Here is a 25,429-nt window from a genome sequence, read left to right as displayed (position 1 = left end):
CCCGAACACCCGTCCTTTAGTGCTGCCTTGTCCGTATTTGTCGACGGGCGTGTAACAGCGGTTAGGGGCCGCTCCGGGCGCGGAAAACCCCTCGACATGAACCACAACACCCCGCTCCCCCCGGCCTCTCCCCGCCCCCTGCGCCACCTCGCCGAGGTCCACCGCCGCGTGCTGACCACGGCCCAGCTCCGCTCGCACGGTGTCTCGTCGTCGGAGATGAACGAGCAGTGCCGCCCCGGCGGCCCCTGGCAGCAGATCCTCCCGGGCGTGTTCCTGCTCCACCCGGGACCGCCGACCAGCGAGGAGCGGCTGCACGCGGTGCTGATGTACGCGGCCAGGGAGTCGACGCCGGGTGTACCGGTCCAGCCCTCCGCGGACTCCCCGCACCGCGCGGTGTACGCGGAGGCGATGATCACGGGCCTCGCGGCTCTCACCCTCCACGGCTTCACTTCCGCACCCCCGCTCCTGTCCATCGAGAAGATCGACGTCCTGGTCCCGCGCCTGCGCCGCCTCCGCTCGACAGGCTGCGCCAGAATCGTCCGCACACCGGCGCTCCCGACTCCCCAGCAGGTGACGGGAGTTCCGATCGCCCCGGTGCCGCGCGCGCTGGCCGACGCGGTCGCCGAGCTCTCCGACGCGGGGGCGGTACGCCGGCTGCTGACCGAGGCGGTACGCGGCGGCCACTGCGAACCGGCTTCGGTGGTACGGGAGTTGAACGCGGCGAAACTGCTCAGCCGCCCGCACGTCGTGGACGCCGTCGACTCCCTCCTCGCCGAGGGCCGCGCGATCGCCGAGGACCGCCTCTACCGCATGGTCCACGACCACGGCCTGCCCGACCCGGTCTGGAACGTCGACCTGCGCCTGCCCGGCGGTCCCCACCTCGGCGGCCTCGACGCGTACTGGCCCGAACAGGCGGTGGCCGTGGAACTCGACACCCGCGCCCCCCGCCAGGACGAGGACGCGATGTGGTCGGAGTACGCCCGCAAGCGGGAGACCTTGGAGCGGCTCGGCATCACGGTCGTCTACATCACCCCGAAGAAGCTCCGCGACGGAATGGAGCAACAGGCGGCGGTCGTACGTACGGCACTCATGGCGTCCGGGGACCGCGACCCGGCCGCGTACGTCGTGGTGCTGCCCCGGTAGTGACGGACCGGGACGGACACCAGGAGGGGAGAGGAGGGACCGCCGGTCGGAGGGGGACCGGCGGTCCCTCCTCGCGTGCCCGGGGGCTACAGCGGCTCGGGCAGCGCCGGGGGCATGGTCGTGCGGAGGTGGATGCCGTCGATCAGGGCGGCGTAGGCCGCGATCATTCTCGTACGGCTGAAGCGTTCGCGGCTTGCTTCCAGGGCGGGGGCGAAGTCCGTGCGGGAGGCGACCGCCTCCGACCAGGCCGTCGCGATGGGCTCCGGGTCGGGCGGGGTGAGGAAGCCGTGGCCCGCGACGATCGCCGCGCTGTCGCCGACGTCCGTGGCCACCGGTACCGCGCCGCACATCATGCCCTCGACCAGGCAGAGCGGGGCCGCCTCGCCCCAGGAGGAGGTGAGGGCGACCACGTCGGCGGCGGCGTAGACGTGCTCCATGTCGTGGCGGACGCCGAGGCGGTGGAGACGGGACGTGAGGTGGCCGTGGTCGGGACCGAACGCGGCCTCGATGTCGGCGTCCAGGCCCGGGTTCGCGGCCGTCATGCCGGCGCCGCACATCAGGACGTGGCCCTCCGGCTCCCGCTCCAGCCAGGCCCGGGCGGAGCGCAGGAACAGCGGGACGTTCTTCATCGCGTCGTAGCGGGCGGCGAAGACGACCACCGGGGCGTCGGCGGGGATGCCGAGGGAGGTGCGCAGGGCCAGCCGGCGGGCCGGGTCGGGGTGGAACCGCTCCAGGTCGACGCCGTTCGGGATGACGTGCAGCAGCTCGGCCGGGATGCCGGCGGCCTGGTACGCGGCCCGGGTGGACTCGGCGCAGCACACGCACGCGACGACCGTGCCGTCGGCGATGGCCGCCTTGAGCTCGTCGAGGGCGCTGCCCTGGTTCTCCGGGTCGGAGCGGTGCAGGCAGACCACGACCGGGCGGCGCGGCAGACCCGACTGGTTGAGCAGCCGGAGGGGCTGTTCCTTGAGGGAGAGGATGACGTCCGCGTCGGCCGTGGCCCGCGCGGTATCGGCCAGCTCCGGGCCGGTGAAGACGGCCGGATCACCGCTTGCGGGGAAGACCCTCCCCAGGGAAGCGACACCCACCCCGGCCGCGGTCAGCGACCGGTAGCAGGCGTCGCTCTCCATGCGCTGCCGGGTGGCCTCCCGGTGCACCTCGCTGTGGATGCTCAGCACGCGATGATGCTGGCCACCCTCCTGAAGTCCCAGTACGACATCGCTATGGACGATCCGGGCCCCGCCGGAGAAGAAGCCCTCGTAGACCGAGAGCACGTGCAGTCCGCGCCTCGCACGCACACGACCACCCGCCTTGCACAAATCGAGCCATCCCCGTGAAGTGCGGGTTAGCCGATATGAGGCGGCATGAATATTGCGTACGGATTAACTCGGCGCTTCGTGTCGGAGTCTCCTCGATTACAGGCGCTACCCGGTGGTCATTTACCGCAGAATTCCGCCTCCATCACCGCCGCGTCATCCCCCGTCCAGTCCCCGTTGAAGTTGAACGCGAGGGGAGAGGAGTTGGCGGACGGCGATCCGGCCGCCGTCGTGGCCGTCGCTGCCGGTCCGGGAGGGGACAGACCGGGCCCACAGTGCCGGGGTTGAGACACTGTGGGCCCGTTGAGCGGGAATCAGGCTTTTCTGATCACCCTTTTGATCAGCCCTTTTTGAGGACCAGTTCCGTGTTGCGGTCATTGGCGTCGCCGCCGAGGACCTTGCTGGCGCCGGGCGCGTTGTAGGAGAGCTCCCGGTAGAGGGCGGCGAGGCCCGTCTGGGTGAGGTCGGAGAAGTCGGTGCGGTGCGGGGCCGCGGACTCGACCAGGGTGGTGAACAGGGACAGCGTGCCGTCCTTGTTGTCGGTGATCTCGATGACGCGCGCGAGCTGCGGGTAGTCGACGTGCGAGGCGGTGGAGATCTCCCAGAAGGAGCGGCCGTCGGGGGCCGAGTGCGGGGTGATGTCGTTGCGGTGGATGTGGCCGTTCACCCACGCGAGGACGTTGGCGTGGCTGCCGAGGAGGGCGACGACCTCCTCGCCGCCGTGCCGCCGCTCGTTCGGGCGGGCCGGGTCCACGTGGTTGGTGTTGTCCATCGTCTTGCTGGTGTGGTGGCTGAAGACGATGGCGTACGAGTCCTTGTTGTCCCGCAGCTGCTTGTCGAGCCACTTCAGCTGGGCGGTGCCGATGGAGCCCTCGTAGTGGCCGCCCGGGTCGGTGGTGTCGAGGCTGATGCCGATGACGTCGTCGGCGATGCGGAAGGTGTAGTACTGGGTGCCCGCGTCGAGGTTGGCGCTGGAGTAACCGTGGCCGACGGGGCCGACACCGCGGTAGGCCGGGTCGAGGTGGGCCTTGAGGTAGTCGGCCGGGGTGTACGGGGCGCGCTTGTCGTCCGGCGTGACCGAGCGCATGTCCCGGCTGTGCGCCTTGAGGAAGTCCCGGAAGGCGAGGCCCTTGGGGTCGTCGCCGGCGCTGATGTGGGCCTGGAGCTTCTTCGACTCGGCCGCGGAGACGGACATCAGCTTCCTGCCGCCGACGGCGTACTCGGCGAGCCAGGAGTCGCCGTGGCCGTAGCAGCCGAGGGGCATGGCGTCGTGGTTGCCGACGGTGGAGTACCAGGGCAGGTTGAGGCCGGGGCTGCGGACCTCGCGGATGGCGGCGGCGAGGAAGCCGTGCAGGTGCGGGAAGCCGAGCTGCTTGTCGCCGTCGCGGACGGCGGAGTCGGCCTGCCAGTAGAGCTTGAGCCCGCTGTTCTGGACACCTTCGTAGTGCCGAGGATCACCGGAGTTGGGCTGGATCCTTCCCCCGCTCATGATCTTCAGGAACCACTCCAGCTCGGACTTGGCGTTGTTGTCCGTGTTGTCGCCGGTGGTCATGGCGAAGTGGAGCGGGGAGCCGGTGACGGGGGCGCCGCGCAGGGCGTTGATCCGCTCGACCAGCGACACGGCGCCCTGCACGGTGAGCGCCTCGTGCGGGCGCCAGGAGTGCGGGTTGGTGGCGCGCAGGTACTCCAGGCGCATCGGGTGCTGGGCGTCGATCAGGTGCATGTCGGTGAGCTGCACGAAGGCCGCGAGTGCGGTACGGCGGCCGGCGCGGCCCGTCTTGGGGGCGGCGAGCTCGCTGCGCACGACGCGGGACCAGCCGGGGCCGTCGCCGAGCCGGCGGTACGGCGCGCTGGTGCGCGGGGCGGCGACCGTGGCGAGGGTGGTGCCCTTGGTGTACGGCGCGAGCGGGGCCGACTCGACCTGGCGGGAGTGCGCCACGGTGGCCTCGTGGGCCTCGCCGGCGGTGGTTGCGGCCTGGCTGTCGGTGGGCCGCAGCGCGTAGCCGATGCCTGCGGAGACGGCTGCGGCGCCGGTGGCGGCGAGGACGGTACGGCGGTTGATCGCCGGGGTGGCGGCGACGACAGAGCGTATGCGCGACATGGCGCGATCTCCCCGAGTGCGAACGCGTCGGCAGTGGGTCACGGGTCGTCGCTGTCGCGAACTTCCCGCTCGTACTGGATGCTTGGCACCGGGAATGACCTGCGCGTGAACGAGACGGCAACGCGCAGCGCCGATCACCGTACGTGGATCTAGGAGGCCCCTGTGCGCCCATGAGCGTGCTTCGGCCGGACGGGGGGCGGTTACGGAGTGTTCATTTTCGGGGGTAGGGGAGGGGTTCCGCGCCGGATTCGGCAAGATCACGGGACGGGCACTCCGCGTCCACCGGGCAGAAGGACTTCACCGCCACGTCGAGCGGTTCGCGCAACATCATGGAGGGCAACGACGCCGGGCCGCTGACCCGGATCGCGTGAAGGGTGCCGTCGACTGCCTCGAAACGGTGGTCGATCACTTCGCGGGGGCCCTTGTCCTCATCGTCGTAGCGATAGACGAGTTCGACCCAGGTGCTGCCCGAGTTGCGTTCCAGGACGCGGTAGCCGGGCTGCATTGCGAAACCGAAGCCGGGGTCGTTCTCGGCGACGTCCAGGGACTCGGCCGGAGTACTCTCGGCGACTTCGAAGATTTGCAGTTGGCGACCGTCGCCCGGGGCGTCGAAGTAGACCACCGCGCTTGCTTGTGCCTGCTTCTCCGAGCGGGCCCAGCCGTCGGGGACGACGATTGTGTATCGGGCTGTGTCCTTCGCCCTGTGGTAGCCGGCCACTGCCGGGCTGCCCGGAACCGGATCGGCCAGCCAGCCCGAGGTGCCGAGGGAGACACCCAGCGCCGTGGCCATCACGAGCACGGCCGCGAGGGCGAAGACCGCACTCCGCTGCCAACGCCCGGGTCCTGGTGGGGCTGCCGTGACATCGACCGTCGTGTCTAGGTCATAGAAGACCGTCGACACCGAGGGAACCTCCGCAACCCGCTGCTCCTCCTCGACAGCCTCACGGCGCCCCGGCACGGGAGCGGTCAGCGGCACATCGAGCAGGGAAGCCAGGTACCTCCGCCACAGTGTTCCGTCCCGACGTCGCCCCTGCTCGACCAGCCGGTCCAAGGACTCGGTGTCGGCGTCCGTCAGGGAGGCCCAGTACCGCCGTCCGAGCCCGCTCACGACTCGGTCGCCTCGGCTGTGACGTCCGCCTGCTCGGCGCCTTGGGATCCCCCGCCTGCCAGAGCTTGCAGAGTACGGGCGTTGCCCAACTGCTTCAGCAGTGTCGGAGCCGACGCACCCACCGCGACCGTGGCCAGTGCTCCGCTCAGCTGAGGGTGGAAGATGCAGCCGGCCCCCGCGCCGAGCGACAGACGCGTCAGGGCCGCCAGCAGGTCGGACAGGGGATCGACGAATTTGTCGAGCCGCGGTAACTCGTCCGGCGGCTTCCGGCCCTCCAGAGCACGGTGCCGTGCCGTCTGCCAGGCCGCGATACGCCCGTAGAAGACCAGGAACTCCACGACCAGGCCGCCCAGCGCACCGTATGCGATGGACATCGTCCACTCCATGGCCGTCCCCCTCGGCGATGGCGTCGTTCAGATCGACTCAGCATCCCAGATGGGCGATTGATCCGGGAGGGAGACGGCATGGAACCCATGAACCCCTTTGTCATTCTTCGACGGCCACCCGCCCGGTCACCGGCCGCTCCCGCCACAACGCCAGCGCCACGTCCACCAGCCCCACCCGGTTCAGGCTCTCCACCTCCCCCAGCGGATGCCACGCCGCCATGTCCGTCGAGCCGCCCACCTCGTGGCGGAGTTCGCCGCCCGTCACCCGGCCCTCGTAGACGAGCCGTACGCCATGGCGGTCGACCTCGCGGCCGAAGCGGTGGCGGGTGGTGAAGCGGATCGAGTTCACGCCGAGGAGGCCGGTGATCTCCACGTCATAGCCCGTCTCCTCCTTCAGCTCGCGAAGGACCGTGTCGTACGGGTCCTCCCCGTGCTCCATCCCGCCCCCCGGCAGGGTCCACTCCGGTCTGCCCTCGTCGTCGAACCCGCGGGCCAGCAGGAGTTGGTCGTCACGAACGCATACGGCGTAGGCCGCCACCCTCAATTTCCTTCGCACACGCGGACGTTAGTCCGCCGGGACCGGATTGGCAGGCGAGTATTCCGGAGCCGACCAGCGCAGCGGGAGCGCCGAGGGTGTCTCCAGCGCCTCCGTGAGAGTGAAGTGCACCCTTCGTGAGCCGTCCGCGCCGAACAGCGTCCTTGCCTCGCCGGTCAGCTGGAGCGTCGTACCCGTCGTCCAGTCCAGGAACAGCAGACCCGCCCGGGAGTCGGAGCGGATGTTGCCGAGGGTGAGGAACATGGAGTTGCCCGGGTAGTCCCGCCAGCTCAGGGTCCGGGATGAATCGACCCGTACGAAGCCCGGGTTGCCGCCCCTGTGGCTCACCTCCGCGCCACCCTCGTGCACCGTCGCGATGAAGAACGTGTCGGACGATGCCATGAACTCCCTTTGGCCTTGGGCCAGTTCAGTGCTGCGGCGGCCGGCTTCCACTCCCCTGCCCGGCACCATCTCGTACGACTGTCTCCTCTGGATGTACTTCGGGCAGTTCGAGAAGACCCTGTCCGCCGATATCGCCAATCCCCTTTCCGTCGGGCGGAGTCGGCCGTTCAGGCGCATGCGGCGGCGGGTGCGTGGGTCCAGTGCGATCGTGCCGATCTGCGTGCCGTCCGCCGTCAGCGCCGGCGCCAAGGGGTCGCCCGGCCGGACTCCGCCTGTCACCGACATCTGGTGCGATGTCGTCGCCCGCGCGAAGCCCGGCGGTCCCGTCATCGGCGACGCCCACACGCGTCCCGTCTCCGGATCCGCCGCGCCCAGTACCAGCAGCGGCTGGAGTTCCAGGAACGCCGCCGCGATCGGCTTGATCCCGTCTCCCATCGCCCTGCCCACATGGTCGGCCGCCTCGCGGACGCCCACCCGGTCCTGCAGCGCACGGGAACCCTCGTGATACACGGACATGGCTAGAAGAAACCGCAGGTCGGGGCCGACTCGTTCGGCACCGGCGCGCCCTCCGCACCGCTCGGCACCGAGATCTCCAGCCGCGTCCCGTCGGGGTCGTGGAAGAAGATGCCGCCCGACGCCGCGCCCTCCCGGTGGGCCACCACCCCCTCGTACGCGAAGTCGACGCCGTACGCCCGCAGCGCCTCCTCGTACCGCCGGACCCGGTCCATCGAGTCCGCCTCCAGGGCCAGGTGGTGCAGGCCGGCCCGGCCGCCGTCGTATCCACTCGTCGCCTGCTGCCAGAGCGTGAGGACCAGTCGCTCACCGTCGCCCAGGAACGCGTACCGCCGGCCCTCCTCCTTGCCCTCCCCCACGAGCACGAAGCCCAGGACGTCCCGGTAGAAGGCGAGCGAGCGGTCGAGGTCGGTGACGTTCAGGCCTGTGTGGCCGGTGCGCAAGGTCATGGGGATCCCTCTGTCGGATCGACGGTGCATGTAACCCTTAAAGTGAATATTAACGGTTAGCATTCGAGTGCGTCAACCGGTCACGTACCCTTGAGCGGTTAGCCGGAAGGAGATCCCCATGCCCGCCGCCCCCGACCCGCGCCCCCTCACCGGTGAGCCGCTCGCGCTCGACCTGCTCAACACGCGGTGGATGCAGGAGGGGGTCGTACAGGATCTGCTCCGTGACGTCGACGGGCTGGCCGTGTGGCTCGACGCCAATGGACTGGGGGGCGACCACACCCCGGACGAGCGGATGCTGCGGCACGCCCTCCAGGCGCGGGACGCGTTGAAGAAGGCCGTGGACGGGCCTCGGGTGGAGGGCGCCCGCGCCGTCGACGCCGTGCTCGGGCATGGCCGGATCCGGGCCACGCTCACCGTCGACGGGCCCGGCGAGCTGCCCGAGTTCGGCGACCCCGCCTGGGGGCCCGCCTGGCTCGCCGCCCGCAGCTATCTGGAGCTGCTCACCACGGCCCCGGACCGCATCCGCGGCTGCGCCCACGACTCCTGCATCCTGCACTTCTTCGACACGTCACGGAACGGCACGCGCCGCTGGTGCTCCATGGCCGCCTGCGGGAACCGGGCCAAGGCGTCCCGGCATTACGCGCGCTCGAAGGATGCGTGAACCAGCCCGCAACTGACGGGTGATTTGCCGGATTTCCCGCCCGATAACACCAAAGAGCACCGGGGGTTTTCCCCATACATCCATATCGTTTCGGTCAACACTTCCCAAACAACTGTCCCTTACGTAAAGCTGTGCGGTCGTTCACGCACGTTCCTTTACCTACAAGGGATGCCGATGACCCTCACCCCCCAGAGACGCGTGGCCCGAATAGCCGTGGCCGCCGGTCTCGTCGCCGCGCTCTCCGCGGCCGGGCCGATACCCATGGCCTTCTCCGCCGACGGCCCGTCCACCGCCGCCCCCACCGACGGCGGCGTCAAGTCCGCGCAGGACAAGCTCGGTTCGGACGACGCCGACCTGCTCGCCGAGGCCAAGGCCGCCGGCGACAAGAACGTCACGATGATGATCGCCACCGCCCCCGGCCAGACCGAGCAGGTCGCCGAGAAGCTGGACGCGGTCAAGGGCGGCTCGGTCGGCCGTACGTACGACAAGCTCGGTTACGTCCGTGCCACCGTCCCGACCGCGAAGGCGGACTCGGCCATCGCAGCCGCCGCGAAGCTCTCCTCCGTGCACGGCATCGACCTGCGGGAAGAGATACCCCTCGACGACCCGAGCGCCGCGAGCACCGCCAAGTCGGGCTCGACGACCGCGACTTACCCGGCTCCCGGCAAGAAGACGCCCGCCGCGAACCCGTACAACCCGTCCTTCGAGACGGGCGCCGTGGACTTCGTCGAGGACCACCCGAAGGCGGACGGCCGCGGTGTCACCATCGGCATCCTCGACTCCGGCGTGGACCTCGGGCACCCGGCCCTGCAGAAGACCACCACCGGTGAGCGGAAGATCGTCGACTGGGTGACGTCGACCGACCCGATCCTCGACGGCGACGCCACCTGGCGGCCGATGGTCACGAGCGTCTCCGGTCCGACCTTCACCTACGGCGGAAGGACCTGGACGGCGCCCGCCGGGTCGTACCAGGTCAGCACCTTCAGCGAGTCCGCCACCACGGGCGGCGACGCGAAGGGTGACGCCAACCGGGACGGCGACACGACCGACAAGTGGGGTGTCCTCTACGACGCCGCCGCCGGGACCGTCACCGTCGACCTCAACAACAACTACGACTTCTCCGACGACACGCCGATGAAGCCGTACAAGGACGGTTACCAGGTCGGCTACTTCGGCACCGACGACCCGTCCACCGACGTCGTGGAGCGCCAGCCGTTCGTCGTGCAGATCCGCAAGGACGTGCCGATGGACCCGTACGGCGGCGACTGGGTCGGCCAGAAGCGGGACTTCGTCAACATCGGCGTCATCGAGTCCGAGCACGGCACGCACGTCGCAGGCATCACCTCCGCCAACGGCCTGTTCGGCGGCAGGATGAACGGCGCGGCCCCGGGCGCGAAGATCGTCTCGTCCCGTGCCTGCACCTGGACCGGCGGCTGCACCAACGTCGCGCTCACCGAGGGCATGATCGACCTGGTCGTCAACCGCGGTGTCGACATCGTCAACATGTCGATCGGCGGTCTGCCGGCGCTGAACGACGGCAACAACGCGCGCGCCGAGCTCTACACGCGGCTCATCGACACCTACGGCGTGCAGCTGGTGATCTCGGCGGGCAACTCCGGCCCGGGTGCGAACACCATCGGCGACCCCGGTCTGGCCGACAAGGTGATCTCGGTCGGCGCCACCATCTCCAAGCAGACCTGGGCGTCCAACTACGGCTCGGTCGTGGAGAAGAAGTACGCGATGATGCCCTTCTCCTCGCGCGGTCCGCGTGAGGACGGCGGCTTCACGCCGACCCTGTCCGCGCCGGGCGCCGCGATCAACACCACCCAGACCTGGCTGCCGGGCTCCCCGGTCGCCGAGGCGGGCTACACGCTGCCGGCCGGCTACTCGATGCTCCAGGGCACCTCGATGGCGTCCCCGCAGGCCGCGGGCGCGAGCGCGCTGCTGCTCTCCGCCGCCAAGCAGAAGCACATCGAGCTGACGCCCGCCACCCTGCGCACGGCTCTCACCTCGACCGCCAAGCACATCAAGGGTGTTCAGGCGTACGAGGAGGGCGCGGGCCTCATCGACATCGTCGACGCCTGGGACTCGATCCGTGACGGCGCGACCGCCCACGACTACACCGTGAAGGCGCCGGTCGACACCGCGATCGACTACGCGCTGAAGACGCCGGGCTTCGGCACGGGCCTGTACGACCGCGAGGGCGGCCTCAAGTCCGGTGACAAGAAGACGTACGACGTCACCATCACCCGGACCTCCGGTTCGGACAAGGCCGTCTGGCACGAGCTGGGCTTCGAGAACAACGCCGGTGACACCTTCCGGATCGTCGGCAAGGGCTGGGTGAAGCTGCCGCTGAACCAGCCGGTCACCGTCAAGGTGCAGGCGAACCCCAGGTCTGCGGGCATCAAGAGCGCGATCCTCGATGTCGACGACCCGAGCACCGAGGGCGTCGACAAGCAGATCCTCACCACCGTCGTGGTCTCGGCGCCGGTGAAGTACACCTGGTCCGCGTCCGACTCCGTGCAGCGCAACAGCACGCAGTCGTACTTCGTGACCGTGCCGGAGGGCGCCAAGTCCCTGGAGGTCGCGATCAGCGGGCTCAAGGACAAGAGCCAGACCCGGTTCATCGCGATCCACCCGTACGGCGTCCCGGTCGACAACTCCGGTACCCCGTACTGCTACCCGAACTACCTGGACGGCAACGGCTGCCGCCCCGACGTGCGTTCGTACGCGGACCCGCAGGCCGGCGTCTGGGAGATCGAGGTCGAGTCGCGCCGCACCTCGCCGCTGCTCGACAACCCGTACAAGCTGAACCTCGCCGTCTACGGCGCGGCCTTCGACCCGGAGACCGTGACCGTCCCGGAGGCCAAGGTCGGCACCCCGGCCGCCGTCTCCTGGAAGGTGACGAACACGCTCGCCGCGATCGACGGCAAGCTGGCCGGCGGCCCGCTGGGCTCCGCCAAGTCGGCCCGCCCGACCATCAAGGAGGGCGAGACCCAGGTCACCACCGTCGAGGTGCCCGCGGGCGCCAAGTCCCTGGACGTCGCCATCGGCAACGTCTCGGACACCTCCGCCGACCTCGACCTGACGGTGAAGAACGCCGCCGGCACGGTCGTCGGCTCCTCCGCCGACGGCGACTCGGAGGAGGCGGTCTCCATCGCCTCGCCCGCCGCCGGTACGTACACCATCGAGGTCGCGGGCTACGCGGTCCCGGCCGGCTCCACCGCGTACGACTACCAGGACGTGTTCTTCTCCGCCGCCCTGGGCACCGTCACGGTCGACGAGTCGACCCCGGTGAAGCTCGGCACGGGCGCCTCGGCGACCGTCTCCGCGAACGTCACCGCCGCGGCGGCCGCTCCGGAGGGCCGTGAGTTCTTCGGCCAGGTCCAGCTGGTCAACGCGAACGGCACGGTCGCGGGCCTGGGCAGCGTGAAGATCGAGAAGGTCACGCCGTAGCGGATGGTGGTACGGCGATGAGGGCGGGCGTCCACAGGGCGCCCGCCCTTTCTCATTCGCAGGGCACGGAGGCCGCCTCGGGCAACGCCCGTGTCAGCGCGGCCCGTTCACGGGCGATGGGCTTCTCTCCGGTGAGGACGTAGTCCGGGGTGGACGCGTGGCGCGGTACGGCGACCAGGATGTGGTCGCCCTTGCGCAGGGGGGCGGCCAGGGCCTCCTCGTCGATCATCAGGGTCAGGTCCGGCTTCGTCTTCTCCGGCTTGTACGAGCGGGTCACGTGCAGGGTGATCCGTTCCTGGCCGGCGTCTCCCGCCATCTGCTCCACGGCCGTGACGTCCCCCTCCGCGACCAGGCGGGTGCAGGCGAGGTAGCCGGGGCTGGAGAAGGGCGAGCCCTGCGCGGAGTCCGCCGCCTTGCCACCCGCTTCCGCGCTGCTCGCGCTGGAGTCGTTGGCGCCCCCTCCGGCCTGGCCGACCAGCCAGATCATCCCGGAGAACACTCCCCCGACGGCGGCGACGGCCAGGCCCGCGAAGGCGAAGCGGCGCACGGCGCGCCGGTTGCGGGGCGCCCGGGGGGCCGTCCGCCGCGGATGCCGGCCGCGTGGCCGCCGTACCGGAGCCGTCGCCTCCAGCGCCCGCTCCTCGGCCAGCGCGTCACCGATGAGCCCGAGCTGCTCCCGCAGCAGCGCCACGTCGGCCTCGGCGGCGCGGTGTTCGGCGCGGAACGCCGCGTCGGCGCCGTCCGGCAGCGGCTCCCCCGTGATCGCGGCCATCAGCGCGTCGGGGCCGTCGTACTCCCCGTGGGTCTCGTGTCCGGCGGTCATCTCACACCACCTCGTCCTCGTGCAGGCGGGCGCGCAGGGCCCGTACCGCGGTGTGCAGCCTGCTCTTGACCGTGCCCTCGGGGACGCCCAGCTCCTCGGCGATCGAGCGGACCGGCAGATCGGCGTAGAAGCGCAGGACGAGGACCTGGCGCTGGGCGTCGGGCAGCTCGTCCAGGCCCTGGGCGACCGCCAGCGAGAGCACGCTGCTGTCCTCGCCCGACGGGTGCTCCAGCTGCCTCAGCGCCGCCAGGCGCTCGCCGATCCGCTCCTGGCGGCGCTTGGCGCGGTGCCAGTCCATGGCCAGGTTGGAGGCGACGACGGCCGCCCAGGCGGAGACGTCGCGCGGCGCCTCGTACCCCTTGGCCGCCCGCTCCAGGAGCCGCAGCCGGACCTGCTGCACCCCGTCCGGCAGGTCCGTCTGCGGCACCCCGCCCAGTGCGAGCACCGCCCGCACCCGGCGTTCCTGAGCCGCGTCCAGAGGATCCCCGTGATCGTCCTCCTGGGCCCGGCGGGCCTTTCTGCGCAGCACAAGCCACCCCCCTCACCGCGTTTCCTCTACGACGCTCCGGCGCACGGAAACGTTCGGCGATCACACCGGGAGTTTCACCGAGGCGTACGTCACACCCTCCGGCGTCCCATTCCTCGGGCATGGAGCGCAAAGAATTGGACAGGCGGACCCGGGTCGGCCGCATGATGGAAAAGCCGCAGACATACAGGGAACACCCAGAGGGAGTCGCCGTGAAGGTCGGAATCGTCGGAGCCACCGGTCAGGTCGGCACGGTCATGCGCAGGATCCTGGCCGAGCGGAACTTCCCGGTCACCGAGCTGCGTCTGTTCGCCTCGGCCCGTTCGGCGGGGACGGTCCTGGACGGCGTGACCGTCGAGGACGCGGCGACGGCCGACTACTCCGATCTGGACATCGTGCTCTTCTCCGCGGGCGGCGCGACCTCGAAGGCGCTGGCCGAGAAGGTCGCCGCGCAGGGTGCCGTCGTGATCGACAACTCCTCCGCCTGGCGCAAGGACCCCGAGGTCCCGCTGGTCGTCTCCGAGGTGAACCCGCACGCGATCGCCGACCGCCCCAAGGGCATCATCGCCAACCCGAACTGCACGACCATGGCCGCGATGCCGGTCCTGAAGGTCCTGCACGCCGAGGCCGGCCTCGAAGCGCTGGTCGCCACCACCTACCAGGCGGTGTCCGGCTCCGGCCTCGCGGGCGTGGCCGAGCTGCACGGCCAGGTGCAGAAGGTCGTCGCCGACGCGGACAAGCTGACGCACGACGGCGGCGCGGTCGACTTCCCCGAGCCCGGCGTCTACAAGCGCCCCATCGCCTTCAACGTGCTGCCCTTCGCGGGCAACCTCGTCGACGACGGTCTGAACGAGACCGACGAGGAGCAGAAGCTGCGCAACGAGTCCCGCAAGATCCTGGAGATCCCCGAGCTCAAGGTCTCCGGCACCTGCGTGCGCGTCCCGGTCTTCTCCGGGCACTCCCTCCAGATCAACGCCCGTTTCGTCCGCCCGATCTCCCCGGAGCGCGCGACCGAGCTGCTCGCGGAGGCCCCCGGCGTCGAGCTGTCCGACATCCCGACCCCGCTGCAGGCCGCCGGCCGGGACCCGTCCTACGTCGGCCGCATCCGCCGCGACGAGACGGTCGAGAACGGCCTCGCGCTGTTCGTCTCCAACGACAACCTCCGCAAGGGCGCGGCGCTGAACGCCGTACAGATCGCGGAGCTGGTGGCGGCCGAGCTGAAGCAGGCCTAGGGCCGGCGCACCTCGTAGAGGAAACAGCCGTACTCGACGGCCCGGACGTGGACGAGAGCCACATCCGGGTCGTCGAAGGCGTTCTTGAAGGCCGCGTCATCGGCCGCGTCGACCAGCTCGCCGCCGAGGATGCGGCCGTCGGCGGAGTAGCGGCGGACGGTGCGGTGGGCGTCGGGGAAGGGGTAGCCGTCGAGGTCGGGGCCCGGGCACTCGTCCGCGTGGACGAAGACGGGGCCCCGCTCGTCGTACGCCCCGGGCTCGGCACCCGTCTCGGCCGCCCACCGCCGCAGCGGCGCGTACGAGACGAGGGCGATCCGCTCGCCGGGCTCGCTGCGGCGCAGGCAGCAGCGGAGCGGGGCGCCGCCCTCGTCGTCGGCGAACGCGGCGAGCGGGCGGCCCGCGTCGTCGGCGGTGCGCAGTTCCTCGAGGGCGGACGGGGCGATGGGCCGTGCGGTGTAGGTCGTCGTCATGTGTTCCAGGCTGGCGCGTGCGGGCCCGGAGGACCGGCGGGAATCGGACATGGCGCTCCGGCCGCGCCGTTCGGTGATCCATCGGGAAAACCCTCGTCGCCCTCCCCACGGTCACGTGGAAGGATGGCCGAACCCACCCATAACGAGGAGATGACCGCGTGCCTGGCACAAACCTGACTCGCGAAGAGGCGCAGCAGCGGGCGAAGCTGCTCACCGTTGACTCGTACGAGATCGATCTCGACCTCTCCGGCGCGCAGGAGGGCGGTACCTACCGGTCCGTGACCACGGTGCGCTTCGACGTCACGGAGACCGGCGTCGAGTCCTTCATCGACCTGGTCGCGCCCACCGTCCACGAGGTGACCCTCAACGGCGACCCGCTCGACCCCGCCGAGGTCTTCGAGGACTCGCGGATCGCGCTGCCCGGCCTGCTGGAGGGCCGTAACGTCCTGCGGGTCGTCGCGGACTGCGCGTACACCAACACCGGTGAGGGACTGCACCGCTTCGTCGACCCGGTCGACCAACAGGCCTATCTCTACACCCAGTTCGAGGTCCCGGACGCCCGCCGCGTGTTCGCGTCCTTCGAGCAGCCGGATCTCAAGGCCACCTTCCAGTTCACCGTGAAGGCGCCGAGCGGCTGGACCGTCATCTCCAACTCGCCGACGCCCGAACCCAAGGACGACACCTGGGTCTTCGAGCCGACGCCGAGGATCTCCTCGTACATCACCGCGCTGATCGTGGGGCCGTACCACTCGGTCCACAGCGTGTACGAGAAGGACGGGCAGTCCGTGCCGCTCGGCATCTACTGCCGGCCCTCGCTCGCCGAGTACCTCGACTCGGACGCGATCTTCGAGGTCACGCGGCAGGGCTTCGAGTGGTTCCAGGAGAAGTTCGACTACGCGTACCCGTTCAAGAAGTACGACCAGCTGTTCGTGCCGGAGTTCAACGCGGGCGCGATGGAGAACGCGGGCGCGGTGACCATCCGCGACCAGTACGTCTTCCGCTCGAAGGTGACGGACGCGGCGTACGAGGTGCGCGCCGAGACCATCCTGCACGAGCTGGCGCACATGTGGTTCGGCGACCTGGTCACCATGGAGTGGTGGAACGACCTGTGGCTGAACGAGTCGTTCGCCACGTACACGTCGATCGCCTGCCAGTCGTACCACCCCGAGTCCCGCTGGCCGCACTCCTGGACGACGTTCGCCAACTCCATGAAGACGTGGGCCTACCGGCAGGACCAACTGCCCTCCACCCACCCGATCATGGCCGAGATCAACGACCTCGACGACGTCCTCGTCAACTTCGACGGCATCACGTACGCCAAGGGCGCGAGCGTCCTCAAGCAGCTCGTCGCGTACGTCGGCATGGACGAGTTCTTCGCGGGCGTGCAGGCCTACTTCAAGCGCCACGCGTTCGGCAACACGCGCCTGTCCGACCTGCTCGGCGCGCTGGAGGAGACCTCCGGGCGCGACCTGAAGAACTGGTCCGAGAAGTGGCTGCAGACGGCCGGCATCAACATCCTGCGCCCGGAGATCGAGACGGACGCGGACGGCGTCATCACCTCCTTCGCCATCCGCCAGGAGGCCCCGGCGCTTCCGGCGGGCGCGAAGGGCCAGCCGACTCTGCGCCCCCACCGCATCGCGGTCGGCCTGTACGAACTCGACGACGAGACCGGCAAGTTGGTGCGCGACGAGCGCGTCGAGCTGGACGTCGACGGTGAACTCACCGCCGTGGCCCAGCTGGTGGGCAAGCGGCGCCCGGCGGTCGTGCTCCTCAACGACGACGACCTGTCGTACGCCAAGGTCCGCCTGGACGAGCAGTCGCTGGCCTTCGTGACGGAGCACCTGGGCGACTTCGAGTCGTCCCTTCCCCGCGCCCTGTGCTGGGCCTCGGCCTGGGACATGACCCGGGACGCCGAACTCGCCACCCGCGACTACCTGTCCCTCGTCCTGTCGGGCATCGGCAAGGAGTCCGACATCGGTGTCGTGCAGTCGCTGCACCGCCAGGTCAAGCTCGCGATCGACCTGTACGCCGACCCGGCCGCCCGCGAGGCCCTGCTGACCCGCTGGACCGACGCGACGCTCGCGCACCTGCGCTCGGCCGAGGCCGGCAGCGACCACCAGCTGGCGTGGGCGCGGGCGTTCGCGGCGACGGCTCGTACGCCGGAGCAACTGGACCTGCTGGAGGCCCTGTTGGACGGGTCGCAGACGGTCGAGGGTCTGGCCGTCGACACCGAGCTGCGCTGGGCGTTCGTGCTGCGGCTCGCCGCTGTGGGCCGCTTCGACGAGGCGGAGATCGCCGCCGAGTACGAGCGGGACAAGACGGCCGCGGGTGAGCGGCACGCGGCCGGCGCCCGTGCCGCCCGCCCGACCGAGGAGGCGAAGGCGGAGGCCTGGGCCTCGGTCGTGGAGTCCGACAAGCTCCCGAACTCCCTCCAGGAGGCGGTCATCGGCGGCTTCGTCCAGACCGACCAGCGCGAGCTGCTCGCGCCGTACACGGACAAGTACTTCGCGGCGGTCAAGGGCATCTGGGACTCGCGCTCGCACGAGATGGCCCAGCAGATCGCCGTCGGCCTCTACCCGTCGATCCAGGTCTCCCAGGAGGTCCTCGACAAGACGGACGCCTGGCTGTCCGAGACCGACCCCAGCGCGGCCCTGCGCCGCCTGGTCTCGGAGTCCCGCGCGGGCGTGGAGCGCGCGCTGAAGGCCCAGGCGGCGGACGCACAGCAGTAGCCAGTCGTCCGTACGACGGCGAAGGGCGCCCGGAGTCACTCCGGGCGCCCTTCGTGCGTCCTCACCGCACGACCATCCCGCCGGTCACGTTGACGAACGTGCCGGTCAGGCCGGCCGCGTGGTCGGAGGCGGCGAAGACCGCGGTGGCGGCGACCTCGGCGAGGGTGGGGTTGCGGCGGGTCATGCGCATCGTGGCGAGCCCCTCGACGATGCCCTGGACGGCGGCCTCGTCGATCGCCGGGTTGACCGCGGACAGCTTCTCGACGGTGAACGTCTCGGGCACCCCGGCCGCCCACAGCCCCACGGCCCGCACCCCGCGCGGCCCCAGCTCGATCGCCAGATTCCGTACGAGGGTGTCGATCGCGGCATCGGCGGGCCCCGTCCCGCCCATCATCGGACTCCCGTGCGCGGAGCCGCTGTTGAGGGTGAGGATCACGCCGGAACCGCGCTCGGCCATGCGGCGGCCGGCGGCCCGGGCGGTGATGAAGTTGGCGCGGGCGCCGTTGATCACGGGCCGCAGGAAGTCGTCCACCGCCATGTCGGTGAGCGGGGCACCCTGCACATCGCCGCGGGTGACCAGGTTGAACGAGATGTCGACGTCCCCGACCCCGGCGAGGTGCTCCTCCATGGCCGTCTCGTCGAGCGCGTCGACGACCGCCACCTCGGCGTCCTTGATGTCCGCGGCCACCACGTCCAGCGTCTCGCGGGTGCGTCCGACGAGGTGGACGCGGGCACCCTCGGCGGCGAAGGCACGGGCGACCGCACCGCCGATCGAGCCGCCGGCGCCGTACACGATCGCGGTCTTGTCGGTGAGCAGCATGGTGTTCTCCTCAGTAGGGGTGTTCCGTGTCGGTCGGTCATACAGACGCACGGCACCCCGGTCACTCATCGGTGCTCACAGCCGCAGCGGCAGCCCGAAGGCCGGGAACAGGTGCGGCTCGAAGGACGTGATCTCCACGATCCGGTCGTCCGCGTCGAAGCGGAGCACGTCGAGGACCTGCGCGCGGTAGACGTTCGTACCGGGCCTGCGGACGTAACCCCCGGCCGCCAACTGGCCGTTGGCGCGGGCGGGCAGGTGGCGCCAGTGGCCGAAGAACATGGGGGACGCCGGGTCGAGGGTGGGCCGCAGGAACTCGACGAGGGCGTCCCGGCCGGTGAACCAGAAGGGGTTGGGCGGCATGGTGAGCCGGACGTCCTTGCCGAGCAGCTCGGTCATCGCGTCGAAGTCGAGCCGCTCGGCCGCGGTCATGTAGCCCTGCAGGACGGCCCGTTGGGCCTGGGTGGGTTCCCCGGCACTCCAGTCGGCGCGCTGCCCGGGCAGGTGGTCGCGCAGGGTGGGGCGGGCCCGCTGCAGGGCGCTGTTGGCGGAGGCCACGGTCAGGCCGAGGGCCTCGGCGGTCTCGGCGGCGCTCAGGCCGAGCACGTCCCGCAGGATCAGCACGGCGCGCTGGCGGGGCGGGAGATGCTGGATGGCGGCGAGGAAGACCAGCTCCAGGGTCTCCCGCGAGACGGCGGCGCTCTCCGGCTGCTCCTCCGCGGAGGGCAGTTCGTCGTCGGGGTAGGGCTGGAGCCAGGTGAGGCGGGCGGGGGGCTCGCCGGTGCCGTGGTTCATGCCGGGGATCGGCTCGTAGCGCTGGGGGCGGCGGGCGGTGCGGCGCTGGAAGTCGAGGCAGGCGTTGGTGGCGATGCGGTACAGCCAGGTACGGGCGCCGGCCCGCCCCTCGAACCCGTCCCGGCCCCGCCAGGCCCGCAGGAAGGTCTCCTGCACCAGGTCCTCGGCGTCGTCGTAGGAGCCGGTCATGCGGTAGCAGTGGACCTGGATCTCGCGGCGGTGGGACTCGGTGAGGGCGGCGAAGTCGGCTTCGGTGAGGGGGTTTGCCGTAACGGGTTTTCCTGTATCGGGGTTTTCCGTAACGGGTGTCGGCGTGACGGAATCGTTCGCACTGTCACGGGCGACCCGGGCGACCCTTCGCAGCCGGGCGACGGCGGCCGAGAGCTCGTTCACCCCGGAGTAGAGGACGGAGGCCGGCTGCGGCACGAGTTCCTTCACGCGCCTGCCGATGTCCTCGATGAGCCCCTCCACGCCGGACCCGGTCCCCTGCCGCTCCCGGTACGCCTTCTGCCGGCAGGCGGCCGAGCAGTACAGGGAGCTGCGGCCCTTGCGGCCGGTCCGCTCGGGGAGCGGTTTGCCGCAGCTGGCACAGACGTCGGCGACCACGGGCACCTCCGGAGGTCCGGGCATTGCGTCACGCGGGAACGGAGTGACGCTATCGCGGCACGGAGGCGGAGGGGAGCTCCGGTCAGGCCCGTTCGGACGGCCGGGTGAGGTGGGTGCGGGCGACCCTGCGGAACGCGGAGACCAGGCGGCTGCGGTCACCCGCGCGGGTGGCCAGGGCGACCTGGCTGGGCTCCACGCCGTGCAGCGGTACGGAGGTGAGGTCGGGGCGCAGCCGGGCGCCGGTCGGATCGGCCGTGATGACCAGGGCCTCCCCGGCGGCGACGACCTCGAACTTGTCCTCCAGGTCCCGGATCTCGGGGCCGTCGGGCACGGGTCGGCCGTCCGGCCGGGGCTCGATCCGCCAGAAGGCGGCCCAGGCGGGGTCGGCGCCGATGATCCGGGGCATCGGCTCGTCGGCGATGTCGTCGATGGTGACGGACTCCTTGCCGGCCAGGCGGTGATCGACGGGGACGACGACGGCCCGGGGCTCGTCGTAGAGGACGGTCACGTCCAACTGGTCGGTGGCGAAGGGGAGTCGGGTCACCGCGGCGTCCACGCGGCGTTCGAGCAGCGCGGTGCGGGCCTCGTCCCAGCGCAGGTGCATGCTGCGTACGTCGGCCTCCGGATGGCGGCGCCGCAGCTCGCGCACGGCCGCGGTGACGAACAGGCCGCTGGTGAAGCCGACGGTGAAGCGGCTGGGCTCGGCGGCGGCGCGGGCCTCGGCGGCGGCCTGCTCGGCGGAGCGCAGCAGGGCGCGGGCGCGGGGCAGGAAGGCCTCGCCGGCCTCGGTGAGCCGGGTGCCGCGCGGGGTGCGGTCCAGCAGCCGGGCGCCGACCTGCTGCTCCAGGCCGGCGATCTGCCGGCTCAGGGAGGGCTGGGTGATGTGCAGGGACTCGGCGGCGCGGCCGAAGTGCCGGTGCTCGGCGACGGCGGTGAAGTACCGGACCAGACGGAGGTCGAGGTCAGCCATGCCTCCAGGGTACTCACCCACCTGCGGTGATGCCTGAACCGTATTGCGGCATGCGGAAGAGGCTTTGGACGCGTCGACATCTGTCTCCGGATGATGGAGGCACACCCGATCCCCCTCCCTCGAAGGGCTTCACCATGCGTGTTTTCGTCACGGGCGCGACCGGTTTCATCGGTTCCGCCGTGGTCCGCGAACTTCTCGACGCCGGGCACCAGGTGACCGGTCTGGCCCGCTCCGACACGTCCGCGGCGGCGCTGACGGCCGCCGGGGTGGAGGTGCGGCGCGGGGATCTCGCCGATCCGGCCGGGCTCGCCGAGGGGGCGGCCGCGGCCGACGCCGTCGCCCATCTCGCCTTCATCCACGACTTCTCGGAGGACTTCGACTTCGCCGCCTCCGTCGCGGCCGACCTGCGGGCCATCGAGGCGATCGGGGCGGCGCTGGAGGGCTCGGACAAGCCCTTCGTGATCTCCTCGGGGGCGGCACTGCTCCAGGGTGGCGGACGGCTCGGCACCGAGGAGGACACGTCCGTGCCGGGGACCTTCGGGGCGGTCCGGGGGCGGAACGAGGATGTGGCCATCGCGCTGGCCGACCGCGGGGTGCGGTCGGCGGTGGTCCGCTTCGCGCCGACGGTGCACGGCCGGGGTGACCACGGCTTCATCCACATGCTGATCGGCATCGCCTGGGAGAAGGGCTTCGCGGCGTACGTCGGCGACGGCGCCAACCGCTGGCCGGCCGTACACCGCTCCGACGCGGCACGCCTGGTCCGGCTGGCCCTGGAGAACGCCCCGGCGGGCACCCGCCTGCACGCGGTGGGCGAGGAGGGCATCGCCTTCCGCGACATCGCCACAACCATCGGCAACCACCTCGGCCTGCCGACCCGCTCGATCACCCCCGAGGAGGCCCCACCCCACTTCGGCTGGCTGGCCCACGTGGCCGCCCTCGACGTCCCCACGTCCAACACCCTGACCCGCAAGTGGCTGAACTGGGACCCGACGGGCCCGGGCCTGCTGGAGGACTTGGAGGAGGGGCACTACTTCGGGTGACGCGGGCTCCGGCTGACGCGGGCTTCGGCTGACGCCGGCTGCGACTGACGTGGACTGCGGCTGGCCCGGCGCTTGTCCGACTCGGACTTCCGCTGCCCGGCGCTCGTCCGACCCGGACTTCCGCTCCCCGAATCGGGCGTTACGACGATCGACTCGCCGTCCCGACCCCCGCCGAGGCGACCGTCCGCAGCGCCTCCAGCACCCGCCCCACCGCCGCCCCTTCCTCGGCCCCCTTCCGCACGGCGGCCACGACATGCCGCCGGGGCCGGTCCACGGCCAGCTCCCGCATCACCACACCGCCTGCCCCGCGCGCCGCCTCGCCCGTCGGCCGCGGTGACCGGCCCTCCCCCGGCTCCCGGACGACCGCGTCCTCCCGCGACCAGCTCTTCCCCGGCTCCCGCCCGGCCGCGACCTCCCGCGACCAACCCTCGCCCGGCTCCCGCCCGGCCGCGGCCTCCCGCGACCAACCCTCGCCCAGCTCCCGCCCGGCCGCCCCCTCCCTCCCCGCCCCCACCATCCGCGGCACCAGCGCCACCCCCATCCCCGCCTCCACCATCGCCAGGATCGCCGTCCAGCCCGCCGCCGAGTGACCCTGTACGGGGCTGAAGCCCGCCGCCTCGCAAGCCGCGCGCGTGATGTCGGACCAGGGGCCGCTGCCGCCGAAGATCCACGGTTCCCCGGCGAGGTCGGCCAGGCGGAGCCCGTCGGCGCCGGCCAGGGCGTGGTCGTGGGGCAGCGCGACGTCGAGCGGGTCGGCCAGGAGCGGGACGCGCGTGAAGCGGGGGTCGGTGGCGGTGGGGGCCTGCGCGGCGAGGGAGAGCGCGAGGTCGACATCGCCCGCGGCGAGCAGCTCGTACGCCTCGCCGGCCTCCGCCTCCCGTACCCGCACGGTCACCCCCGGATGCGCCGCACGCAAGGCCCGTACCGCAGGAACCACCAGCACCGGTACGGCCGTCGAGAACGCACCGACCCGCACCTCCCCCACCTCACCCCGCGCATACGCCGCCAACTCCGCGTCCGCCCGCTCCAGTTGCTCGAACACGGCCTCCGCATGCCGCAGCACCAGCCGCGCCGCATCCGTCAACCGCACCCGCCGCCCCTGCGCCTCCAGCAACGGCACCCCGAGCTGCCGGGCAAGGTTGCTCAACTGCTGCGACACCGCCGAGGGCGTCATCCGCAGCGCCTCCGCGGTCGCGGTCACGGTCCCCCGCTCCCTGAGCGTCCGCAGAATCAGCAACTTCCGGATGTCCCACTCGACCATGGCGGCAACCTATACGGCGATCAACGGGCGGCCGTGGCAGGACCGCGACGGCGACCACGACCGCGGCCAAGACGGCGAATGTACGGCGGCCCGCTCACGCCCTCCCCGCCGCCCCCAACCCCACCCCGCCCAGAATCAGCCCCATGCACAGCGCCTGCCTCCACCCGACGCCCTCCCCCAGCACCGCCCACGACAGCAGCGCCACGCACACCGGCTGGAGGTAGTAGACGACTCCCGCGCGGGTCGGGCCGATCAGGGCGATCGCCTTGTTCCAGGCGAAGAACGCGACCGCCGAGGAGGCGACGCCGACGTAGAGGAGCGGCAGGACCGTGCCGGGCGTCGGGGTGAAGCCGCCCTGGGCCGTGAGGCTCACGGCCTGGGCCGGCAGCAGCAGGGCCGTGCCGAGGAGGAACGTCGTGAACAGGAAGGCCGTACCGCCGAGCTCGGCCGGCCGGCGCCGCAGCAGCGCGCTGTACGACCCGAAGCAGCAGGCCGCCGCGATCATCCACAGGTCGCCCGCCGCGAAGCCGGCCCCGCCGCCCACCAGCAGTACCACCCCCGCGCAGGCCGTCAGCAGCCCGGCCAACCGGCGCCCACCCAGCCGTACCCCCGCCGCCCGCTCGAAGCCGGCCATCAGCACCGGCGAAGCGGCCATGATCATGCCCATGTTGGCGGCGGGAGTCGTCAACCCCGCCTGATTCACCAGGGTGTTGTAGACAGTCACCCCGAGAAGCGAGGCGAGCATGACGAACCCGAGGTGACGCCGTATCAACTTCCGTTGCCGCCACGCCTGTCGGGCCCCGAACGGCGAAACCGCCACCAGCGCCACCACCCACCGCCAGAAGGCCTGCTGCACCGGCGGCACGCTGTCGTGCAGGGCCCGGGACGTGACGAAGCTGCCGGACCAGACGACGGTCGCGAAGGCGGCGAGGGCGAGTCCGAGGAGGGGTGCGTTGCGGGCGATGGCGTTGCGTGGGGCGGTGGCGGTCCGGTCGAGGACGGCGGTCACTTAGGTCCTTTCGGTGGGTGATCCCGGGGATCTCGGCATCCCGGTTCACCTACCGTCGCAGCGCCCCACCTGTCACGTCCATCGAATCTTTTCGACCATTCCTTTCAGCTGAACTGAACAGTCGACGGTGACCACCAGCCGCACCCGCCGCAGCCCCCGCCCTCAACTGCCCGGCCACCGTCGCCCCGAACGCCAGCCCCATGCCCACCAGTTGGACGGGCGTGAGCGACTGGCCGAGGGCCGCCCAGCCGACGACCGCCGCGGTCAGCGGGGAGAGCGGGCCGAGGAAGGTGACCTGCGTGGCGGTGAGACGGCCGATGCCGCGGAACCAGAGCCAGTAGGCGACGGCCGTGTTCGCGAGGGCGAGGTAGAGGTAGCCACCGAGGGCCCTGGCGTCCAGCGTGGGCGGCGCGCCCTCGGCCAGCAGGGCCAGCGGGGCGATGAGCAGGCCGCCCGCGGTCAGCTGCCAGCCGGTGAGGGCGAGGGGGCCCACGCCCTCGGGGCGGCCCCACTTCTTCGTCAGCACCGTGCCGGTCGACATCGAGGCGGCCGAGGCGAGCGCGGCCAGGACGCCGACGGGATCGAGCGCGCCGGCCGCCTTCAGTACGACGAGACTGACGCCGAACGCCGCCACGACCCCGGCGACCACCGCCCGCGCCGTCGGCCACTGCCCCAGCAGCAGCGCGGAGAGACCGACCACGAACAGCGGCCCGACCGAGCCGACGACGGCCGCCATCCCGCCGGGCAGGCGGTACGCGGACAGGAACAGCAGCGGGAAGAAGGCGCCGATGTTCAGCGCGCCGAGGACGGCCGACTTCCACCACCAGGCGCCCCGCGGCAGCACCCGGGCCACCGCCAGCAGCAGGAGCCCGGCGGGAAGTGCCCTGGTCAGCGCGGTGAACAGCGGACGGTCGGCCGGGAGGAACTCGGTCGTGACCGCGTAGGTGGTGCCCCAGGAGACGGGGGCGAGGGCGGTGAGCAGGACGGTCGCGGACCGGTTCATGACGGGCCCCTTCGAGAGAAAGCTTGGCGATAATTAGCTTAGCTCTAAGCTAATCAGCGTCAAGCCACTCAACACATA

General features: G+C 71.2%; 22 protein-coding genes. 6 read left to right on the top strand and 16 right to left on the bottom strand.

Features of this window, described 5'->3' with window-relative positions; genetic code table 11:
* Positions 1 to 96: 96 nt before the first annotated feature.
* On the top strand, positions 97 to 1,143 hold the full coding sequence (locus ABZ848_RS19100; RefSeq protein ID WP_360833140.1) for a hypothetical protein: 1,047 nt from the start codon (positions 97 to 99) through the stop codon (positions 1,141 to 1,143).
* 86 nt (positions 1,144 to 1,229) lie between these two features.
* On the opposite strand, the gene ABZ848_RS19095 is transcribed toward ABZ848_RS19100, so the two are convergent.
* The 7 genes from ABZ848_RS19095 to ABZ848_RS19065 all read right to left on the bottom strand — a co-directional run bounded on the left by ABZ848_RS19095 (position 1,230) and on the right by ABZ848_RS19065 (position 7,953).
* On the bottom strand, positions 1,230 to 2,417 hold the full coding sequence (locus tag ABZ848_RS19095; protein WP_360833530.1) for a glycosyltransferase: 1,188 nt from the start codon (positions 2,415 to 2,417) through the stop codon (positions 1,230 to 1,232).
* A 382-nt stretch (positions 2,418 to 2,799) separates the two neighbouring features.
* The gene (locus ABZ848_RS19090) at positions 2,800 to 4,560 is read right to left on the bottom strand and encodes a TIGR03767 family metallophosphoesterase (protein ID WP_360833138.1); all 1,761 of its coding nucleotides are present in this window, start codon (positions 4,558 to 4,560) and stop codon (positions 2,800 to 2,802) included.
* Positions 4,561 to 4,771: 211 nt separating this feature from the next.
* Complete coding sequence (locus ABZ848_RS19085) at positions 4,772 to 5,611, bottom strand: hypothetical protein (RefSeq protein WP_360833136.1); 840 nt, start codon at positions 5,609 to 5,611, stop codon at positions 4,772 to 4,774.
* A gap of 53 nt (positions 5,612 to 5,664) precedes the next feature.
* Complete coding sequence (locus ABZ848_RS19080; protein ID WP_360833134.1) at positions 5,665 to 6,042, bottom strand: hypothetical protein; 378 nt, start codon at positions 6,040 to 6,042, stop codon at positions 5,665 to 5,667.
* A gap of 112 nt (positions 6,043 to 6,154) precedes the next feature.
* Complete coding sequence (locus ABZ848_RS19075; protein ID WP_360833132.1) at positions 6,155 to 6,610, bottom strand: NUDIX hydrolase; 456 nt, start codon at positions 6,608 to 6,610, stop codon at positions 6,155 to 6,157.
* 9 nt (positions 6,611 to 6,619) lie between these two features.
* Positions 6,620 to 7,507 (bottom strand): pyridoxamine 5'-phosphate oxidase family protein, encoded by an 888-nt coding sequence (locus ABZ848_RS19070; protein WP_360833130.1) that lies wholly within the window; start codon positions 7,505 to 7,507, stop codon positions 6,620 to 6,622.
* Between the two features lie 2 nt (positions 7,508 to 7,509).
* Entirely contained in the window at positions 7,510 to 7,953 is a 444-nt protein-coding gene (locus ABZ848_RS19065) for a VOC family protein (protein ID WP_360833128.1), read from the bottom strand.
* 118 nt (positions 7,954 to 8,071) lie between these two features.
* On the opposite strand from ABZ848_RS19065, the gene ABZ848_RS19060 reads away from it, so the two are divergent.
* Positions 8,072 to 8,614, top strand: coding sequence for a CGNR zinc finger domain-containing protein (locus ABZ848_RS19060; protein ID WP_360833126.1), 543 nt, complete (start codon positions 8,072 to 8,074; stop codon positions 8,612 to 8,614).
* Positions 8,615 to 8,788: 174 nt separating this feature from the next.
* Positions 8,789 to 12,070 (top strand): S8 family serine peptidase, encoded by a 3,282-nt coding sequence (locus ABZ848_RS19055; protein ID WP_360833124.1) that lies wholly within the window; start codon positions 8,789 to 8,791, stop codon positions 12,068 to 12,070.
* 52 nt (positions 12,071 to 12,122) lie between these two features.
* Here the strand turns inward: ABZ848_RS19055 and ABZ848_RS19050 are convergent, their stop codons facing one another.
* Both ABZ848_RS19050 and ABZ848_RS19045 read right to left on the bottom strand, forming a co-directional pair.
* On the bottom strand, positions 12,123 to 12,893 hold the full coding sequence (locus tag ABZ848_RS19050) for a hypothetical protein (RefSeq protein WP_360833122.1): 771 nt from the start codon (positions 12,891 to 12,893) through the stop codon (positions 12,123 to 12,125).
* Between the two features lies 1 nt (position 12,894).
* Positions 12,895 to 13,422: a sigma-70 family RNA polymerase sigma factor gene (locus ABZ848_RS19045; RefSeq protein WP_360833119.1), complete on the bottom strand. Its 528-nt coding sequence runs from the start codon at positions 13,420 to 13,422 to the stop codon at positions 12,895 to 12,897.
* 209 nt (positions 13,423 to 13,631) lie between these two features.
* On the opposite strand from ABZ848_RS19045, the gene ABZ848_RS19040 reads away from it, so the two are divergent.
* On the top strand, positions 13,632 to 14,651 hold the full coding sequence (locus ABZ848_RS19040) for an aspartate-semialdehyde dehydrogenase (RefSeq protein ID WP_360833117.1): 1,020 nt from the start codon (positions 13,632 to 13,634) through the stop codon (positions 14,649 to 14,651).
* On the opposite strand, the gene ABZ848_RS19035 is transcribed toward ABZ848_RS19040, so the two are convergent.
* A complete protein-coding gene (locus ABZ848_RS19035) occupies positions 14,648 to 15,121 on the bottom strand; it encodes a DUF1203 domain-containing protein (RefSeq protein WP_360833114.1) in 474 nt (157 codons plus the stop codon). The two genes, ABZ848_RS19040 and ABZ848_RS19035, sit on opposite strands and share 4 nt — an antisense overlap.
* Positions 15,122 to 15,279: 158 nt before the next feature.
* Between ABZ848_RS19035 and pepN the strand changes: the two genes are divergently transcribed.
* Positions 15,280 to 17,850, top strand: coding sequence for an aminopeptidase N (gene pepN / locus ABZ848_RS19030; RefSeq protein ID WP_360833111.1), 2,571 nt, complete (start codon positions 15,280 to 15,282; stop codon positions 17,848 to 17,850).
* Positions 17,851 to 17,911: 61 nt separating this feature from the next.
* On the opposite strand, the gene ABZ848_RS19025 is transcribed toward pepN, so the two are convergent.
* The 3 genes from ABZ848_RS19025 to ABZ848_RS19015 all read right to left on the bottom strand — a co-directional run bounded on the left by ABZ848_RS19025 (position 17,912) and on the right by ABZ848_RS19015 (position 21,038).
* Positions 17,912 to 18,670: an SDR family oxidoreductase gene (locus tag ABZ848_RS19025; protein ID WP_360833108.1), complete on the bottom strand. Its 759-nt coding sequence runs from the start codon at positions 18,668 to 18,670 to the stop codon at positions 17,912 to 17,914.
* Positions 18,671 to 18,745: 75 nt separating this feature from the next.
* Positions 18,746 to 20,092: a sigma-70 family RNA polymerase sigma factor gene (locus tag ABZ848_RS19020; RefSeq protein ID WP_360833105.1), complete on the bottom strand. Its 1,347-nt coding sequence runs from the start codon at positions 20,090 to 20,092 to the stop codon at positions 18,746 to 18,748.
* A 58-nt stretch (positions 20,093 to 20,150) separates the two neighbouring features.
* Positions 20,151 to 21,038, bottom strand: a complete 888-nt coding sequence (locus ABZ848_RS19015) for a LysR substrate-binding domain-containing protein (RefSeq protein ID WP_360833102.1) — start codon at positions 21,036 to 21,038, stop codon at positions 20,151 to 20,153.
* A 134-nt stretch (positions 21,039 to 21,172) separates the two neighbouring features.
* On the opposite strand from ABZ848_RS19015, the gene ABZ848_RS19010 reads away from it, so the two are divergent.
* On the top strand, positions 21,173 to 22,078 hold the full coding sequence (locus tag ABZ848_RS19010; protein WP_360833099.1) for an SDR family oxidoreductase: 906 nt from the start codon (positions 21,173 to 21,175) through the stop codon (positions 22,076 to 22,078).
* 139 nt (positions 22,079 to 22,217) lie between these two features.
* Here the strand turns inward: ABZ848_RS19010 and ABZ848_RS19005 are convergent, their stop codons facing one another.
* From ABZ848_RS19005 to ABZ848_RS18995, 3 genes are all read right to left on the bottom strand, one after another.
* Positions 22,218 to 23,339: a LysR family transcriptional regulator gene (locus tag ABZ848_RS19005; RefSeq protein WP_360833096.1), complete on the bottom strand. Its 1,122-nt coding sequence runs from the start codon at positions 23,337 to 23,339 to the stop codon at positions 22,218 to 22,220.
* A gap of 94 nt (positions 23,340 to 23,433) precedes the next feature.
* On the bottom strand, positions 23,434 to 24,303 hold the full coding sequence (locus ABZ848_RS19000) for a DMT family transporter (RefSeq protein WP_360833528.1): 870 nt from the start codon (positions 24,301 to 24,303) through the stop codon (positions 23,434 to 23,436).
* Positions 24,304 to 24,397: 94 nt separating this feature from the next.
* Positions 24,398 to 25,351, bottom strand: a complete 954-nt coding sequence (locus tag ABZ848_RS18995; RefSeq protein WP_360833093.1) for an EamA family transporter — start codon at positions 25,349 to 25,351, stop codon at positions 24,398 to 24,400.
* Positions 25,352 to 25,429 lie beyond the last annotated feature (78 nt).

The organism is Streptomyces sp. NPDC047081 (assembly GCF_040643775.1).
Lineage (GTDB): Bacteria > Actinomycetota > Actinomycetes > Streptomycetales > Streptomycetaceae > Streptomyces.
Note: the sequence above shows the minus strand (reverse complement) of the source record. Positions and strands in the feature narration are given on the sequence as shown.

Coding starts and splice junctions, on each gene's coding strand:
- ABZ848_RS19100 (WP_360833140.1), top strand. CDS start 97: ATGAACCACAACACCCCGCTCCCCCCGGCCTCTCCCCGCCCCCTGCGC.
- ABZ848_RS19090 (WP_360833138.1), bottom strand. CDS start 4,560: ATGTCGCGCATACGCTCTGTCGTCGCCGCCACCCCGGCGATCAACCGC.
- ABZ848_RS19080 (WP_360833134.1), bottom strand. CDS start 6,042: ATGTCCATCGCATACGGTGCGCTGGGCGGCCTGGTCGTGGAGTTCCTG.
- ABZ848_RS19070 (WP_360833130.1), bottom strand. CDS start 7,507: ATGTCCGTGTATCACGAGGGTTCCCGTGCGCTGCAGGACCGGGTGGGC.
- ABZ848_RS19065 (WP_360833128.1), bottom strand. CDS start 7,953: ATGACCTTGCGCACCGGCCACACAGGCCTGAACGTCACCGACCTCGAC.
- ABZ848_RS19060 (WP_360833126.1), top strand. CDS start 8,072: ATGCCCGCCGCCCCCGACCCGCGCCCCCTCACCGGTGAGCCGCTCGCG.
- ABZ848_RS19055 (WP_360833124.1), top strand. CDS start 8,789: ATGACCCTCACCCCCCAGAGACGCGTGGCCCGAATAGCCGTGGCCGCC.
- ABZ848_RS19050 (WP_360833122.1), bottom strand. CDS start 12,893: ATGACCGCCGGACACGAGACCCACGGGGAGTACGACGGCCCCGACGCG.
- ABZ848_RS19035 (WP_360833114.1), bottom strand. CDS start 15,121: ATGACGACGACCTACACCGCACGGCCCATCGCCCCGTCCGCCCTCGAG.
- ABZ848_RS19025 (WP_360833108.1), bottom strand. CDS start 18,670: ATGCTGCTCACCGACAAGACCGCGATCGTGTACGGCGCCGGCGGCTCG.
- ABZ848_RS19020 (WP_360833105.1), bottom strand. CDS start 20,092: ATGCCCGGACCTCCGGAGGTGCCCGTGGTCGCCGACGTCTGTGCCAGC.
- ABZ848_RS19015 (WP_360833102.1), bottom strand. CDS start 21,038: ATGGCTGACCTCGACCTCCGTCTGGTCCGGTACTTCACCGCCGTCGCC.
- ABZ848_RS19010 (WP_360833099.1), top strand. CDS start 21,173: ATGCGTGTTTTCGTCACGGGCGCGACCGGTTTCATCGGTTCCGCCGTG.
- ABZ848_RS19005 (WP_360833096.1), bottom strand. CDS start 23,339: ATGGTCGAGTGGGACATCCGGAAGTTGCTGATTCTGCGGACGCTCAGG.
- ABZ848_RS18995 (WP_360833093.1), bottom strand. CDS start 25,351: ATGAACCGGTCCGCGACCGTCCTGCTCACCGCCCTCGCCCCCGTCTCC.